General features: G+C 65.3%; 10 protein-coding genes. 3 read left to right on the top strand and 7 right to left on the bottom strand.

Annotated features, from left to right (window positions below; translation table 11 throughout):
- The first annotated feature begins 88 nt into the window (after positions 1 to 88).
- On the top strand, positions 89 to 2,065 hold the full coding sequence (locus D3F03_RS14600; RefSeq protein ID WP_119110149.1) for a sigma-54-dependent Fis family transcriptional regulator: 1,977 nt from the start codon (positions 89 to 91) through the stop codon (positions 2,063 to 2,065).
- Between the two features lie 43 nt (positions 2,066 to 2,108).
- On the opposite strand, the gene D3F03_RS14595 is transcribed toward D3F03_RS14600, so the two are convergent.
- The 3 genes from D3F03_RS14595 to D3F03_RS14585 form a co-directional block, all read right to left on the bottom strand.
- Positions 2,109 to 3,104: a DUF6976 family protein gene (locus D3F03_RS14595; RefSeq protein WP_119110148.1), complete on the bottom strand. Its 996-nt coding sequence runs from the start codon at positions 3,102 to 3,104 to the stop codon at positions 2,109 to 2,111.
- A 14-nt stretch (positions 3,105 to 3,118) separates the two neighbouring features.
- Entirely contained in the window at positions 3,119 to 3,919 is an 801-nt protein-coding gene (locus tag D3F03_RS14590) for a hypothetical protein (RefSeq protein ID WP_119110147.1), read from the bottom strand.
- A 110-nt stretch (positions 3,920 to 4,029) separates the two neighbouring features.
- Positions 4,030 to 4,551 (bottom strand): DUF1097 domain-containing protein, encoded by a 522-nt coding sequence (locus tag D3F03_RS14585; protein ID WP_119110146.1) that lies wholly within the window; start codon positions 4,549 to 4,551, stop codon positions 4,030 to 4,032.
- A gap of 498 nt (positions 4,552 to 5,049) precedes the next feature.
- Here D3F03_RS14585 and D3F03_RS14580 point away from each other — a divergent pair, with 498 nt between their 5' ends.
- Both D3F03_RS14580 and mgtA read left to right on the top strand, forming a co-directional pair.
- The gene (locus tag D3F03_RS14580; protein ID WP_119110145.1) at positions 5,050 to 7,020 is read left to right on the top strand and encodes a sigma-54-dependent Fis family transcriptional regulator; all 1,971 of its coding nucleotides are present in this window, start codon (positions 5,050 to 5,052) and stop codon (positions 7,018 to 7,020) included.
- Positions 7,021 to 7,603: 583 nt separating this feature from the next.
- On the top strand, positions 7,604 to 10,339 hold the full coding sequence (gene mgtA / locus D3F03_RS14575) for a magnesium-translocating P-type ATPase (RefSeq protein ID WP_425453145.1): 2,736 nt from the start codon (positions 7,604 to 7,606) through the stop codon (positions 10,337 to 10,339).
- A gap of 113 nt (positions 10,340 to 10,452) precedes the next feature.
- Here mgtA and D3F03_RS14570 read toward each other — a convergent pair whose 3' ends face one another.
- From D3F03_RS14570 to ruvB, 4 genes are read right to left on the bottom strand one after another with little or no spacing between them, the layout of a single operon-like run.
- On the bottom strand, positions 10,453 to 11,211 hold the full coding sequence (locus D3F03_RS14570) for an ABC transporter ATP-binding protein (RefSeq protein WP_119110144.1): 759 nt from the start codon (positions 11,209 to 11,211) through the stop codon (positions 10,453 to 10,455).
- Between the two features lie 3 nt (positions 11,212 to 11,214).
- On the bottom strand, positions 11,215 to 12,441 hold the full coding sequence (locus D3F03_RS14565) for an ABC transporter permease (RefSeq protein ID WP_119110143.1): 1,227 nt from the start codon (positions 12,439 to 12,441) through the stop codon (positions 11,215 to 11,217).
- 6 nt (positions 12,442 to 12,447) lie between these two features.
- On the bottom strand, positions 12,448 to 13,737 hold the full coding sequence (locus D3F03_RS14560) for an efflux RND transporter periplasmic adaptor subunit (RefSeq protein ID WP_245960638.1): 1,290 nt from the start codon (positions 13,735 to 13,737) through the stop codon (positions 12,448 to 12,450).
- Positions 13,734 to 14,804 (bottom strand): Holliday junction branch migration DNA helicase RuvB, encoded by a 1,071-nt coding sequence (ruvB, locus tag D3F03_RS14555; protein WP_119110141.1) that lies wholly within the window; start codon positions 14,802 to 14,804, stop codon positions 13,734 to 13,736. Before ruvB ends, D3F03_RS14560 begins: the two co-directional genes overlap by 4 nt.
- Positions 14,805 to 14,809: the final 5 nt, after the last annotated feature.

Below are 14,809 nucleotides of genomic sequence, written 5' to 3'. Positions count from 1 at the left end.
GGGCAATGCACAGTTGCCTCCGGGTGGCGAGCCGCCCATACTGGCGCCAAAAAGCGGGGCACCCCAGCACCCGCGCAGGAGACAACACATGCCATCGATCCCCACTCCCATCGCCTTGCGCCAGGCCAGGCAACATCTGCTGGAATCGGGCCAGTGCCCGGGTGGCCTGGTCCATGAACGCCTGACGCGTTCGTGGTCACGCAGCATGGCGGCGGGGCTGGTGCCCACTGGCCGGGTGCTGGCGCCCGAGCCCGCAAGCAGCGGCAGCCTGCGCCAGGCCTTGTCGGCCAGCCATGCGCTCTTGGCGCATTCACGCCCCATCATGGAATATGTGTTTGACCAGGTGCGCCACAGCCAGAGTGTGGTCGTTCTGGCCGATCCGCGCGGCATGCTGGTGCATACGCTGGGCGACCCGCTTTTCGCCGACAAGGCGGCGCGCGTGGCGCTGGCCTGCGGGGCGTCCTGGCACGAAGAGGATCGCGGCACGAATGCCATTGGCACGGCCCTGGTCGAGGGCAGCGCCGTGCAGATACACGGCTCCGAGCATTTCCTGGAGCGCAACAGTTTCCTGACCTGCGCGGCTTCGCCCATTCTGTCGGCCACGGGCGATCTGCTGGGGATCCTGGATATTTCTGGCGACCACCGCAGCGGCCAGGCCCATGGGCATACGCTGGGCCTGGTCAGTACGGCCGCCCGCATGATCGAGAACCGCCTGCTGGTGGCCACCTGCCAGCGCAACCTTCGGCTGCACCTGCACACGCAGCCCGAAGGGATTGGCAGCGTGGCGGAAGGCATTGTGGTGGTCTCCGAGGATGGCTGGATCGTCGGCGCCAACCGCGTGGCCCTGACGCAGTTGGGTCTGCAGACCGGTGACATCGGCGCGACGCTGCTCGAACGCGTACTCGATGTGCGGCTCGATGATCTGCTCACCCGCCACCAGCGCCGGTCCTCGCAGACCCACATGCTTCGCTTGCACAGCGGCGCCACGCTGTTTGCCCAGCTGCAGGCGGATGCGGCTACCTGGCCCACGCGCCGCGCGAGCAGTGCGGCGCACCTTCAGCCGGCACAGCCCGCGGGCGATGCGCTGGCCCAGATCGACACGGGTGATGCCCGCTGGCGCGCCGCCGCCGACAAGGTGCGCCGCGTGGTGGGCAAGCCTATCGCGGTGCTGATCCAGGGGGAGTGCGGCGTGGGCAAGGAGGTGTTTGCGCGCGCCTTGCATGCCAGCGGTCCGCGGCATGCAGCGCCCTTTGTCGCCATCAACTGCGGCGCCATTCCGGAATCCCTGATCGAGGCCGAGCTGTTTGGCTACGTGGGCGGGGCTTTTACCGGCGCGCGCAAGGAGGGCAGCCTGGGGCGCCTGCGCGAAGCGCATGGCGGCACGCTGTTTCTCGATGAGATTGGCGATATGCCACTGCCCATGCAGACCCGGTTGCTGCGCGTGCTGCAGGAGCGCAGCGTTACGCCGGTCGGCTCGGGTACGGCAGTGCCGGTGGACTTTGCTCTTGTCTGCGCCACGCACTGCCAGTTGCTGGAAGCCGCGGCGCAGGGGCGGTTCCGGCAAGACCTGTACTACCGCATCAATGGCCTGACGGTGCAGTTGCCGGCGCTGCGTGAGCGCAGCGACTTCGCGGCGCTCGCGCAGCGCCTGCTGCACGATCTGCACCCGGAGCGCGCGCTGCAGTTGGCGCCCGATCTGTATGCACGGCTGGCCGGTTACGCCTGGCCCGGCAATCTGCGCCAGGTCGCCAGCGTGCTGCGCACGGCCTGCGCCATGCTGGGCGACGAGGAGGATACGCTGGACTGGGGGCATATGCCTGATGACCTGATCGCCGCCTTGTCCCTTCCTTTGAACAATGCCGTCGCGGCACCGTGCCCTGCAGGCCCAGTGCCGGCCCAGAGCGCTACGCTGAACCTGCAGGAGCTCTCGCACGCCGCCATCCAGCAGGCCCTGCAAAGCACGCGCGGCAATGTCACCCAGGCCGCGCGCCAGTTGGGTATCAGCCGGCAGACCATCTACCGCAAGCTCGAAGGCAGCGCCGCCAGACAGCCGCGCAGTGTCTGAGGGACTTGTTCTGCGTGACCTGCCCCTTGGCGAGCCGCACTCGTCAGTGCCTTTCCAAGGTCATCTGCACCATGGTCTGGTTCAGCAACTGGTAGGCCACTTCGCCAAAAGTCATCGGACCAATCACCTGCCCGGTGTGTTTGCCTTCAAGTTCCCCATAGAGGTAATTGAGAATGCAGTTGCAGGAAAAACTGGCCTCGGGCAGATCGGCGCTGGCCTGGGCGAAGGCTGCCTCATAGTCGACGTGGAACGAATCGGCCAGCCGGTACGCGACCTTAGGGAAAACGGGGCCATAGAAATCTACGGTCGCGTCCTGCAGATTGACCGCCTTGAAGCTCACATTGACGCTGGCACCGTTGTAATCGGCCACCAGGGGCAAGCGCGTGTCGTGGCCCATCTCCTTCAAGTACTTCGCAAAAGACACTGGCCTCTGGTTAATGACACAGGTAGATGCACTGAAGCCTTCTTTTTCGAAATAGATGACATCACCACTGCCTTGCTTGAACAGATTCACAATGCTCACATTGACGCTGATGTTGTCTGGCAAGGGAACATGCAGCACCACGGCCCGGTCTTCGAACAGCTCACCCGTGCGCCCGTCCAAGGTCTTGGGCTTGCACGTGGCCAGGTCATCTAGATGAGCACCAGAGATCCAACCTACCAGGGGCTTCATGTACATGTCTTCGTACATGGGTGCGTTCTTGGCGAATTCGTAATGAATTCTGGAAAATGCGGGAAGAATGATCAGGCTGTAACCGTTGTCAGGCCCATCCTGGCACACCGACGGCAGATGCTGCGCGTCGTACTGGGTGATAGTCGGGAGGAGACCAAAGGCATCGAGTTTGGTCACGAAGACTTTCCCGCGGGTGGTTTGTCCACCCTCCTGCGCCATGAAGTAAGCAATCGTGCCGCCAATCCAGTTGCCCCTGGGAAGACCTGCCAGAACCGCTTCGTCGCCCGCGATGGCGAGGTACCCCCCACTGGCAATGAGCGCCGCCGCCTCGCTCGGTTCAAGCAGGGCTTGGTTCAAGACATTCATGTTCGATTCCCTACTTAGAACGGTTTGAGTTGGGCCAGTTCATGCCCGAGCACGCGCTGATGCCGCTCCACATAGCGATGCAGTTCACGCAGTTTCATGATCTTCACGTCCGCACTTTGCAACTGGCTGACTTGTTGCCGCAGCTTCGTTAGCAAGAGCTGAAGACTGAGTGTCTTGATATCGATGCTCAGCTTCCCAGTAATCAAATGTTCCCACACTGGATCAGACACGTCGGGAACCAGGATGGCCGTCTCCACTGCTTTGGCATCCGGCGCAGCAGCCTGTATCGCCGCTGGCGGCTGGGATTCGGACTGAAATTTCGCCCTGCGCCGCACCGATGGTTGGTATTCGAAGTTCAGCAGTCCATTGTCCAGGTCAAACTTGAACTTCCAGAGTTCGGCAAACGGAATGCGCAGCACCTCGCAAATGACCTGCATGTCGACGCCTTCCATCAGCAGTTGGAAGATTCTCTTTGCCAGGCACTTGGTGAACGGGCTGTTGGGCAGACCCAGCCAGTCCAGTTCATGGTCGTCAGGCTGCAGCGGGTCGCAGGTATGGACGACACAGCTGTAGGTCATGCAATCCACATGGCGCCATTGCTTGTCTTCAGCACTGGTGATTTTGCTGGGCGCTCGCGCCGCTTTTGGAGCAAACCACAGGCGCCGTTGCTCGGCGGTCGCCAGGCCTTGGTTGGTGATCCACAGGTGGATCGTTTTGGAGACTTCGTTTACCGTGCATTTGCTGGCTCGCCAAGGCAAACGCAGGCCCACCGCCAAACCAAATTCTTCAATCGGCAGCATTTGTTGAGCTTGCATACGCGTACTTCTCCCAATGGGGCAACAGCGGATCGAAAAGAATCAAGCGGCCTGTGTGGCCGCTTGATTCCCCCTAACCACAATGAAAATCGCGGTAGACCGAATGGCGCCTACGCTTTCGTCATCGCAGCGCCCCAGCGCGCCGACACCAGGCCGAAGAGCCCCCCTACCACCAGCGACAGAGAGACCACGATCAGCGAGTTTTTCAAGGTTGCCGAGAGCAGCACGTCAAGCTTGAGCATGTCGGGGGTTTGCAGCAGGTACGCAAAGGTGGAGGCAAAGCCAAACACCGTGGCAGGAATCGTCGCCAGTGCCGGCACGTTGGCCGCCAGCACCACGACCACCACGCCAACCCCCACCGCCAGCGCCGCCCACAGAGGCAGACCCAGAAGCCCCGCGAACGGCAGAGCAAGAATCGCCACCGCAACCACCCAAGCCACCAACGCTCCGAAAACGCCACAGACAATCAGTTTTTGCAGCGCGGCCAGATCCGCGCCCAGCGCGTAGAAAGCCCCCCAGGCCACGAACACAGCCCATATCAGGTACACCCCGCTGAAAGGCCCGAGGGCAAGAAAAGTGGCCAAAGCGCCCAGCACCGAGATGCTGATGGCCAGCGCGTTCAAATTCTTCATCGTCGTCTCCTTTTATTTGCTAATGAATGAAGTCATGCCTACCCACAGGAACGTCACCGACCACTCGCCCAACCTCTGCCGCCTGGGCAACCAATTGCCCCTTGCGACGACCCTTGGCGACCCACTTCGATAGAATTGAAAGTAGGTGTCAGCTTCGGGGTGCTTGGTTCGGCCCTGAGTCAAATCCGCTTCTAGGGAGCATGGGTAGCAAGTTGTGTGCCTTGCGCGACATCCAATATGCGGAAAACGCTGTATAGCGGTGCAATGGCACCTGATACAGGCCGTCAAGCCCGCAACCCAGAAACCCCGAAGACCGCGCCCGAATAGGCTGGCATACGGTGCGCTGGCCCTTGGCGACGACGCTCCACAGCGCGACAACTGTCACAAGGTGGAACACTCGGTGGGCTTGGAGGCAATGCACAGTTGCCTCCGGGTGGCGAGCCGCCCATACTGGCGCCAAAAAGCGGGGCACCCCAGCACCCGCGCAGGAGACAACACATGCCATCGATCCCCACTCCCATCGCCTTGCGCCAGGCCAGGCAACATCTGCTGGAATCGGGCCAGTGCCCGGGTGGCCTGGTCCATGAACGCCTGACGCGTTCGTGGTCACGCAGCATGGCGGCGGGGCTGGTGCCCACTGGCCGGGTGCTGGCGCCCGAGCCCGCAAGCAGCGGCAGCCTGCGCCAGGCCCTCTCGGCCAGCCATGCGCTCTTGGCGCATTCACGCCCCATCATGGAGTATGTGTTTGACCAGGTGCGCCACAGCCAGAGTGTGGTCGTGCTGGCCGACCCGCGCGGCATGCTGGTGCATACGCTGGGCGACCCGCTTTTCGCCGACAAGGCGGCGCGCGTGGCGCTGGCCTGCGGGGCGTCCTGGCACGAAGAGGATCGCGGCACGAATGCCATTGGCACGGCCCTGGTCGAGGGCAGCGCCGTGCAGATACACGGCTCCGAGCATTTCCTGGAGCGCAACAGTTTCCTGACCTGCGCGGCTTCGCCCATTCTGTCGGCCACGGGCGATCTGCTGGGGATCCTGGATATTTCTGGCGACCACCGCAGCGGCCAGGCCCATGGGCATACGCTGGGCCTGGTCAGTACGGCCGCCCGCATGATCGAGAACCGCCTGCTGGTGGCCACCTGCCAGCGCAACCTTCGGCTGCACCTGCACACGCAGCCCGAAGGGATTGGCAGCGTGGCGGAAGGCATTGTGGTGGTCTCCGAGGATGGCTGGATCGTCGGCGCCAACCGCGTGGCCCTGACGCAGTTGGGTCTGCAGACCGGTGACATCGGCGCGACGCTGCTCGAACGCGTACTCGATGTGCGGCTCGATGATCTGCTCACCCGCCACCAGCGCCGGTCCTCGCAGACCCACATGCTTCGCTTGCACAGCGGCGCCACGCTGTTTGCCCAGCTGCAGGCGGATGCGGCTACCTGGCCCACGCGCCGCGCGAGCAGTGCGGCGCACCTTCAGCCGGCACAGCCCGCGGGCGATGCGCTGGCCCAGATCGACACGGGTGATGCCCGCTGGCGCGCCGCCGCCGACAAGGTGCGCCGCGTGGTGGGCAAGCCTATCGCGGTGCTGATCCAGGGGGAGTGCGGCGTGGGCAAGGAGGTGTTTGCGCGCGCCTTGCATGCCAGCGGTCCGCGGCATGCAGCGCCCTTTGTCGCCATCAACTGCGGCGCCATTCCGGAATCCCTGATCGAGGCCGAGCTGTTTGGCTACGTGGGCGGGGCTTTTACCGGCGCGCGCAAGGAGGGCAGCCTGGGGCGCCTGCGCGAAGCGCATGGCGGCACGCTGTTTCTCGATGAGATTGGCGATATGCCACTGCCCATGCAGACCCGGTTGCTGCGCGTGCTGCAGGAGCGCAGCGTTACGCCGGTCGGCTCGGGTACGGCAGTGCCGGTGGACTTTGCTCTTGTCTGCGCCACGCACTGCCAGTTGCTGGAAGCCGCGGCGCAGGGGCGGTTCCGGCAAGACCTGTACTACCGCATCAATGGCCTGACGGTGCAGTTGCCGGCGCTGCGTGAGCGCAGCGACTTCGCGGCGCTCGCGCAGCGCCTGCTGCACGATCTGCACCCGGAGCGCGCGCTGCAGTTGGCGCCCGATCTGTATGCACGGCTGGCCGGTTACGCCTGGCCCGGCAATCTGCGCCAGGTCGCCAGCGTGCTGCGCACGGCCTGCGCCATGCTGGGCGACGAGGAGGATACGCTGGACTGGGGGCATATGCCTGATGACCTGATCGCCGCCTTGTCCCTTCCTTTGAACAATGCCGTCACAGCACCGTGCCCTGCAGGCCCGGTACCGGCCCAGAGCGCCACGCTGAACCTGCAGGAGCTCTCGCACGCCGCCATCCAGCAGGCCCTGCAAAGCACGCGCGGCAATGTCACCCAGGCCGCGCGCCAGTTGGGTATCAGCCGGCAGACCATCTACCGCAAGCTCGAAGGATGTGCCGCCAGACAGCCCTCTTGACGGGCCGACCGGCGCTACCGGGCAGGCGTTCCAGCTCGTGCCCATGAGGGCCTTGCCCCTGGGAACGTGAGCCCATGCGTTCTGGGAGCGCCACCCTAGAAAAAATCCTGCAGGCAACCCGCGCCTGTGGGAGCCGCAGCGATTAAATATCCCATAGATATTGGGCTCTAGCGCTTATAGAACAAGCGCTTAAAGCTATTTTTTCAGTAGCGCAAATCCACCCTTCGGACAGGCGGATGCGTTATTGCACCTGCAATGCTGCTGTGCAACAATCGCGCACCCCGATTTTTGGAGCCCCCCGCGTGGACTGTGCCAGTTCTTCCAGTGATTTACAGCGTGCCGCCAAGGCAGCGCTTCTGGCCGACTGAGTCCCGCGCACGGGGCGCGGTCCGGTCCGCGGCTGCTGCCCCTGGTTTCTGACATCCCGGCGCTTGCCCGCGCCCTGGCGATGCCTCGCCTGAATCCCTGATGCTTTCCTGCCCCGCGCAGGCCAGGCTTGACAGGCCTGTGCCCGCCGCCACGCCAGGAGGCTGAGAATCCGCCCGGCCGCGACGCTCCCGTGTTCTGGAAGAAAGAAATGGCCCTGCAATTCTTCAAAGCCCGCTTTGCCCTGTTCCTGCGCAGCCGCCACACGCTGCGGCATTTCCGGCGCCGCCTGATGTTGGAGTCGCTCAATACGCACGGCCATGCCGTGGCGGTACCCCCAGCGCTGACACAGGCACTGCGTCAAGCCAGCAAGGACAGCACGGCAGCCTTGCTGGCGCGCGCCGGCAGCCAGGCGCGTGGCCTGACCGACGCCGAGGCCGCGGACATCCGCGCGCACGTCGGCCCCAATGAGGTCGAGCATGAAAAACCCCTGCCGGCCTGGCTGCACCTGTGGCACTGTTACCAAAACCCGTTCAACCTGCTGCTGACGGCGCTGGCCGTGATTTCGTGGCTCACGGAAGACGCCAAAGCCACGGTCGTGATCGGCAGCATGGTGGTGCTGTCGACGCTGATGCGCTTTGTCCAGGAGGGCCGCTCGCACCGCGCAGCCGAACGGCTCAAGGCCCTGGTCAGCAACACCGCCACGGTGCTGCGCCGCAGCGAAGCCGGCGCAGCAGACGCAGCAGGCGGCGCCAGCGCGCAGCAAGAGCTGCCCATCGCGCAGCTCGTGCCTGGCGACCTGATCATTCTGTCGGCTGGCGACATGATTCCGGCCGACTGCCGCGTACTGGTATCCAAGGACCTGTTCGTCAGCCAGGCGGCCATGACCGGTGAGTCGCTGCCCATCGAGAAGCATGCCGATGCGGCCAAGAATGCTGAGAATACCGAGAGCGTGCTGGACGCCGCCAACCTGCTGTTCATGGGCACCAACGTGGTCTCTGGTGCGGCCACCGCGCTGGTGCTCGCCACCGGCAACGGCACGTATTTCGGCACCATCGCCACGCGCGTCACCGCAGCCGACCGCACGCCCACGGCCTTCCAGACCGGGGTGAACAACGTCAGCTGGGTGCTGATCCGGTTTGCACTGGTGATGGTGCCTATCGTGTTTGTCATCAACGGCGTCACCAAGGGCGACTGGGTCGAGGCCTTTTTGTTTGCCTTGTCGGTGGCCGTGGGCCTGACGCCCGAGATGCTGCCCATGATCGTCACCTCAACCCTGGCCAAGGGCGCCGTGGTGCTGTCGCGCAAGAAGGTGGTGGTCAAGCGCCTGGACGCGATCCAGAACTTTGGCGCCATGGACGTGCTGTGTACCGACAAGACCGGCACGCTGACGCAGGACAAGATCGTGCTCGAGCGCCACACCAATGTGTTTGGTGTGGTCTCTGAGGAGGTGCTGAAGTTTGCTTTCCTCAACAGCCATTACCAGACCGGGCTGAAGAACCTGCTGGACCGCGCCGTGCTCGAACACGTGGAGTTGCAGACCGCGCTGCGCGTCAGCGAGGATTACCGCAAGGTCGATGAAATCCCGTTTGACTTTCAGCGTCGGCGCATGTCGGTGGTGGTGTCCGAGAAGGGCGATCACCACGAGCTGATCTGCAAGGGTGCGGTCGAAGAAGTGCTGGCCGCCTGCAGCCACATCCAGGACGGTGCGCAGGTGCTGGCGCTCGACACCGCGCTGCTGGCGCGCGTGCAGGCCGTGACCGGCGCACTCAACCAAGAGGGCCTGCGCGTGGTCGCCGTGGCCGTCAAGGAGGTGCCGCCGAGCAAGGCCGTCTACAGCGTGGCCGACGAGGCCGATCTGACGCTGATCGGCTACATCGCCTTTCTCGATCCACCAAAAGAATCCGCCGCCCCGGCCCTGCAGGCGCTGGCCGCGCACGGCGTGGCCGTGAAGGTGCTGACCGGCGACAACGATCTGGTGGCCGCCAAGGTGTGCCGCGACGTCGGCCTGCCGGTCAATGGCGTGGTGCTGGGCGCGCAGATCGAAGACCTGGACGAGGCCGGTCTGCGCCGGCTGGTGGAGCAGCACGACCTGTTCGCCAAGCTCACGCCGCTGCACAAGGAGCGCATCGTGCGGGCGCTGCGCGCCAACGGGCATATCGTCGGCTTCATGGGCGACGGCATCAACGACGCGCCGGCGCTGCGGGCCGCCGACATCGGCATCAGCGTGGACAGCGCGGTGGACATTGCCAAGGAGGCAGCGGACATCATCCTGCTCGAAAAGAGCCTGATGGTGCTCGAAGAGGGCGTGGTGGAAGGCCGCAAGACCTTCAGCAACATGCTCAAGTACATCCGCATGACGGCCAGCTCAAACTTCGGCAACGTGTTCTCGGTGCTGGTGGCCAGCGCCTTCTTGCCGTTCCTGCCCATGCTGCCGATCCAGCTGCTGGTGCAGAACCTGCTCTACGACATCTCGCAGATCGCCATTCCGTTCGACAATGTCGATGAAGAGCTGGTGCGCCAGCCGCTGCGCTGGAACCCGCAGGATCTGGGGCGCTTCATGGTGTTCTTCGGCCCCATCAGCTCAGTGTTCGATATCCTCACTTTTGCGCTGATGTGGTGGGTCTTCAAGGCCAACACGCTGGCGTCGCAAACGCTGTTCCAGTCGGGCTGGTTCGTCGTCGGCCTGCTGACGCAGACGCTGATCGTGCACATGATCCGCACGCCCAAGCTGCCCTTCCTCCAGAGCCGCGCCGCCTGGCCGCTGATGGGCATGACCGTGCTGGTCATGGCCGTGGGCGTGTTTCTGCCCATGGGGCCGCTGGCCGATTACTTCAAGCTGCAGGCGCTGCCGCTGCCCTACTTTGGCGCGCTGGTGGCGATCTTGCTGGGCTACGCCACGCTGACCACGGTGCTCAAGCGCTTCTATATCCGCCGCTTTGGCTGGCAGTAAGCAGGGCCGTGCCGATGGCCAAGTGCGTGGAAAATATCAGTCAAATCAGCCTCTACCGCTTATGTAGTAAGCGCTGACAGCTCACTTTTTTGATGGTTCCCGCATGCCGCTGGTCACGGTAGCGGCGCGGGCAAGCTGCTGGGAACCGGCTCCACGCCTTGCACCATCGCTTCATCGCGGGCGATGCGTCCGTCCACCAGTTCCACCAGCCGGTCGCAGTGCGCAGCCAGGCGCGGGTCGTGGGTGACGATGATGAAGCTGGTGCCACGCTCGGCATGCATGCGCCGCAGGAGCGCAAACACCTCGCTGGACGCGGCGGTATCCAGATTGCCCGTGGGCTCGTCGGCCAGCACCAGCGGCGGGTCCAGCACCAGGGCACGGGCAATGGCCACGCGCTGCTGCATACCGCCTGAGAGCTCGCCGGGCCGCTTGTCCATGGCATGGGCAAGGCCGACGGCGTCCAGCAGGCTGCGCGCACGCTCGCGCTGCTGGCTGCTGACGCGCCCCTTGCCCATCAGCGCCGGCAGCGTGACGTTCTCCAGCGCCGAAAAGGCTGGCAGCAGGTGGTGAAACTGGAACACAAAGCCCAGCGTGTGGCGCCGCCGCAGCGTGAGCGCGGCATCGTCGAGGTTTTGGACGGTCTCCCCCTGCAGGCGGTAGTCGCCTGAAGTAGCGCGCTCCAGCAATCCCAAAATGTTCAGCAGCGTGCTCTTGCCCGAACCCGAGGGGCCCATGAGCGCGATGAACTCGCCTGCTGCGACCTGCAGGTCCAGCCCGTGCAGTATTTCGGCCTCGCTGGGGTGCCCGATGTTGTAGCTTTTCTTGATACAGGAGAGCGCAATCAGCGCTGGTGTTCCGGGCGGCGCAGCCATGGATCAAATACGAATAGCCTGCGCCGGATCCAGCCGGGCGGCGCTGCGCGCAGGCGCAATGGCCGCCAGTACCCCGCACACGGTAGCAATCAGTGCCACCAGCAGCGCGGTTGCAGGGAGCAGGTGAATGTCAAACAACGGGCGCCCGTCCGAGCCATGCACGAAGCGCGTAAACACAAAAATGAGTGCTACCGCGAGCAGCAGGCCGAGCAGCGAGCCCACCGCGCCGACCACGGCGCCCTGCACCAGAAACACCCGCATGATCTGCCCGCGCGTGGCGCCCATGGCGCGTAGGATGCCAATCTCGCGGCGCTTTTGAACGACCGACACCACCAGCACGCTGGCAATGCCCAGCACCACGACAGCCAGCACCACGCCGCGAATGATGCCGGTGGCAACGGACTGGGCGTTCAGCGCGGCGACGAGCTGCGCGTTGTTCTCCTGCCAGCTCTCGATTTTGTAGGGAAACTGTGCGCGCAGATCGCGCGCCATGGTCTGCGCCACCCAGACGTCGTGCAGCGTCAGATCGAGGCTGGTGGCGCCACCGGGCAAGGCCAGCAGGTTCTGCGCCTCACGCAGCGGCACGATCACCGTGCGCCGGTTCAAATCCTTGACGCCCAGGTCCACCAGCGCCGTGGTGCGCAGCGACTCGCTGCGCCCACCCGTCTGTACCGTAAAGCGGTCGCCCGCGTGCACGCCCAGGTCGTGCGCCAGCTCGCGCCCGATGATGGCCTCGCCCGGTTCCAGCCGTGCCACGCCGCTGACCACCTTGCTGCGCAGGCCGACAACGCGGTCGTAGCGGTCCAGGTCGACACCCATCAGCGCGATGGATTGCACCGCCTCGCCGCGCAGCGCCAGCCCCGCGCCCGAAACCATGGGCGAGACGCCGGCCACATTGGGCCGACGCTCCAAAAGCGGCACCAGTGCCTGCCAGTTGGCCACCGAACGCAGGCGCTGGGCGCGCGGCTGGGTGTCGCTCAGCACCGCAGCACCGGGCCGGGGCAGCGCCGCCGGCGTGACAACATCGTCGGGCACCTGGAGCGTGATGTGCGCCTGGGCACCGAGTGTCTTGGCGAGCGTGTTCGATTGCAGGCCGCTGATTAGCGCCGAGATATAGGCCACCACCGCGACGCCTGCCGCCACCCCGACGACGATGAGCACGGTCTGCATGCGCCCCTCACGCAAAAAGCGCAGGGCCACGCGCAGTTCAAAGCCGGGCCAGCGCAGCATGGGCTGTCAGTTCCCCATGGTATTGAAAATAGCCGAGCCGGCATCTTCGGCGCGCGCAGCCGGGTCGCTGGCAGCGGGCGTCCAATCGACCACGCGGCTGCGCACATGGGCGCCGGGTTGCACACCCGCAGCGCTTTGCAGCACGGTATCCCCTTCGGCAAGGCCGCCCAGCACCTCGACGGCGCCCAGGGTGCGCAGGCCCAGCCGCACCTTGCGCATGCGCGCACGGCCCGCCTGCACCACCAGCACTTCGGCCTGGTCGCCCACAGGCGGCGCGCGCAGCGCTGTCTGCGGCAGCACCAGGGTGCTGTCTCTTCTTGCGGTTTCCACCTCCACCGACAGCGTCATGTCCTCGCGCAGAAACGCTGGGGCCTCGGTGGCAAGTGCGAATTTCACTTCGATGGCGCCGCGCTGCGCGTCCACCGCCGGCGCCAGGCTCAGCACGCGCGCGGCAAAGCGCTGGTTCGGGAAAGCGTCGGCCACGACGGCGGCACTCTGGCCGGGCCGCAGTTGCTCCAGAAAGCGCTCGTCCACCTGGGCGACAAGCTGCGTCGGGCCGGCCAGCGCCAGGCTCAGCAAGGCCTTGCCGGGCTGCACGATCTGCCCAGGCTCAACGCTCCGCACCAGCACGCGGGCGTTGGTGGGTGCGCGCAGCGTGGCCTGGGCCAGCCGCGCCTGCGCGGCCTGTGTCGCGGCGTGGGCAACTTCCAACTGTGCCATGGCCTGCACCACGTCGCTGCCCGCGTCGGCATTGGCCTGCACCTGGGCGCGCGCACTGTTGGTTTGCGCCTGCGCGACATCGGCAGCGCGGCGCGCCTCATCAAGTTGGGCGGCGCTGTAAAACCCCTGGGCCACCAACTGCTGCGCGCGCGCCAGGGCCGCCTTGGCGGCATGCAGGCCGGCCTCGGCCTGCGCGAGGCCAGCCTGCGAAGCCGCGCGGCCGCTGCTGCGCAGGCCCGTCAGGTGTGCATGGGCCTGCTGCTCCGCGGCCCTGGCTTGGGCGAGTGCGGCGCGCCATTCCTGGTCTTCGAGTTGGATCAGCGCATTGCCTGCCTGCACGCGGTCGCCTTCGACCACCAGCACCTGCACCACGCGGCCAGTGAGGGTGCTGCCAATATCCACGCGCGAGAGCGTCGCGACGCGGGCGGAAAACTGCAGCGTGCGCACAAGCGGCGCGCGCTGCACCTGCACAACATCGGCCTGCGGCCCGCGCAGCCAAATGGCGAGCGCCACCGCCAAACCACCCAGCCCCAGCGCGGCGCCCAACAGCCACAGCGTGCGCCGAGGCAATGTCACTGCGACGCCCCGGCGTCGAACAGACCGCCAGCCGCTTGCGGCGGCGTCACGCCCAAATGGCGGTAGGCGGCCAGCGTGGCCACGCGGCCGCGCGTGGTGCGCTGCAAATAGCCTTGCTGAATCAGGTAGGGCTCAATCACGTCTTCAATCGTGCCGGCCTCTTCGCCAATGCTGGCGGCAATGTTGTCCAACCCCACCGGGCCGCCGTCAAAGCGGTGAATCAGCGCCTCCAAAAGCTTTCTGTCCATCACGTCAAAGCCCTGCGGGTCTACGTCCAGCATGGCGAGCGCCCGGTTGGCAATATCCTGGGTGATGTGGCCTTCGCCCTTGACCTCGGCATAGTCGCGCACGCGGCGCAGCAGCCGGTTGGCAATGCGCGGCGTCCCGCGCGAGCGCCGCGCCAGCTCGAAACCACCGGCGTCGTCCATGGGGGTTCCCAGCAGCCCGGCACTGCGCCTGACGATGCGCGCCAGTTCTTCAGGCGTATAAAACTCCAGCCGCGCGACGATGCCAAAGCGGTCGCGCAGCGGATTGGTCAGCATGCCGGCGCGTGTCGTGGCACCCACCAATGTGAAAGGCTGCAGATCGAGCTTGATGGAACGCGCCGCCGGGCCTTCGCCAATCATGATGTCGATCTGGTAATCCTCCAGAGCGGGGTAGAGGATTTCCTCGACCACGGGGCTGAGGCGATGGATCTCGTCGATAAAGAGCACATCGTTGCGCTCCAGATTGGTCAGGAGCGCCGCCAGGTCCTTGGGTTTTTCCAACACCGGACCGCTGGTCTGGCGCAGGTTCACCCCGAGTTCGGCAGCGATGATGTGGCTGAGCGTGGTCTTGCCCAGGCCAGGGGGGCCAAACAGCAGCACGTGGTCGAGCGCCTCACCGCGCTTTTTGGCGGCACCAATGAAGATCTCCAACTGCTCGCGCGCCTTGGCCTGGCCCACATACTCCTGCAGCAGCTTGGGGCGCAGGGCGCGCTCTATGGCCTCTTCCTGCGGTGACGCGGGGGCGGCAGAAATAACGCGCTTGGGCGGCGCGGGCGCGAAGTCGTCGGTCTGGATGGTCACGGGAG

It is taken from the genome of Simplicispira hankyongi (genome assembly GCF_003570885.1).
Taxonomy (GTDB): Bacteria; Pseudomonadota; Gammaproteobacteria; order Burkholderiales; family Burkholderiaceae_C; genus Simplicispira; species Simplicispira hankyongi.
The sequence above is the reverse complement of the archived record's forward strand: the minus strand, read 5'-3'. Positions and strand labels throughout refer to the sequence as shown.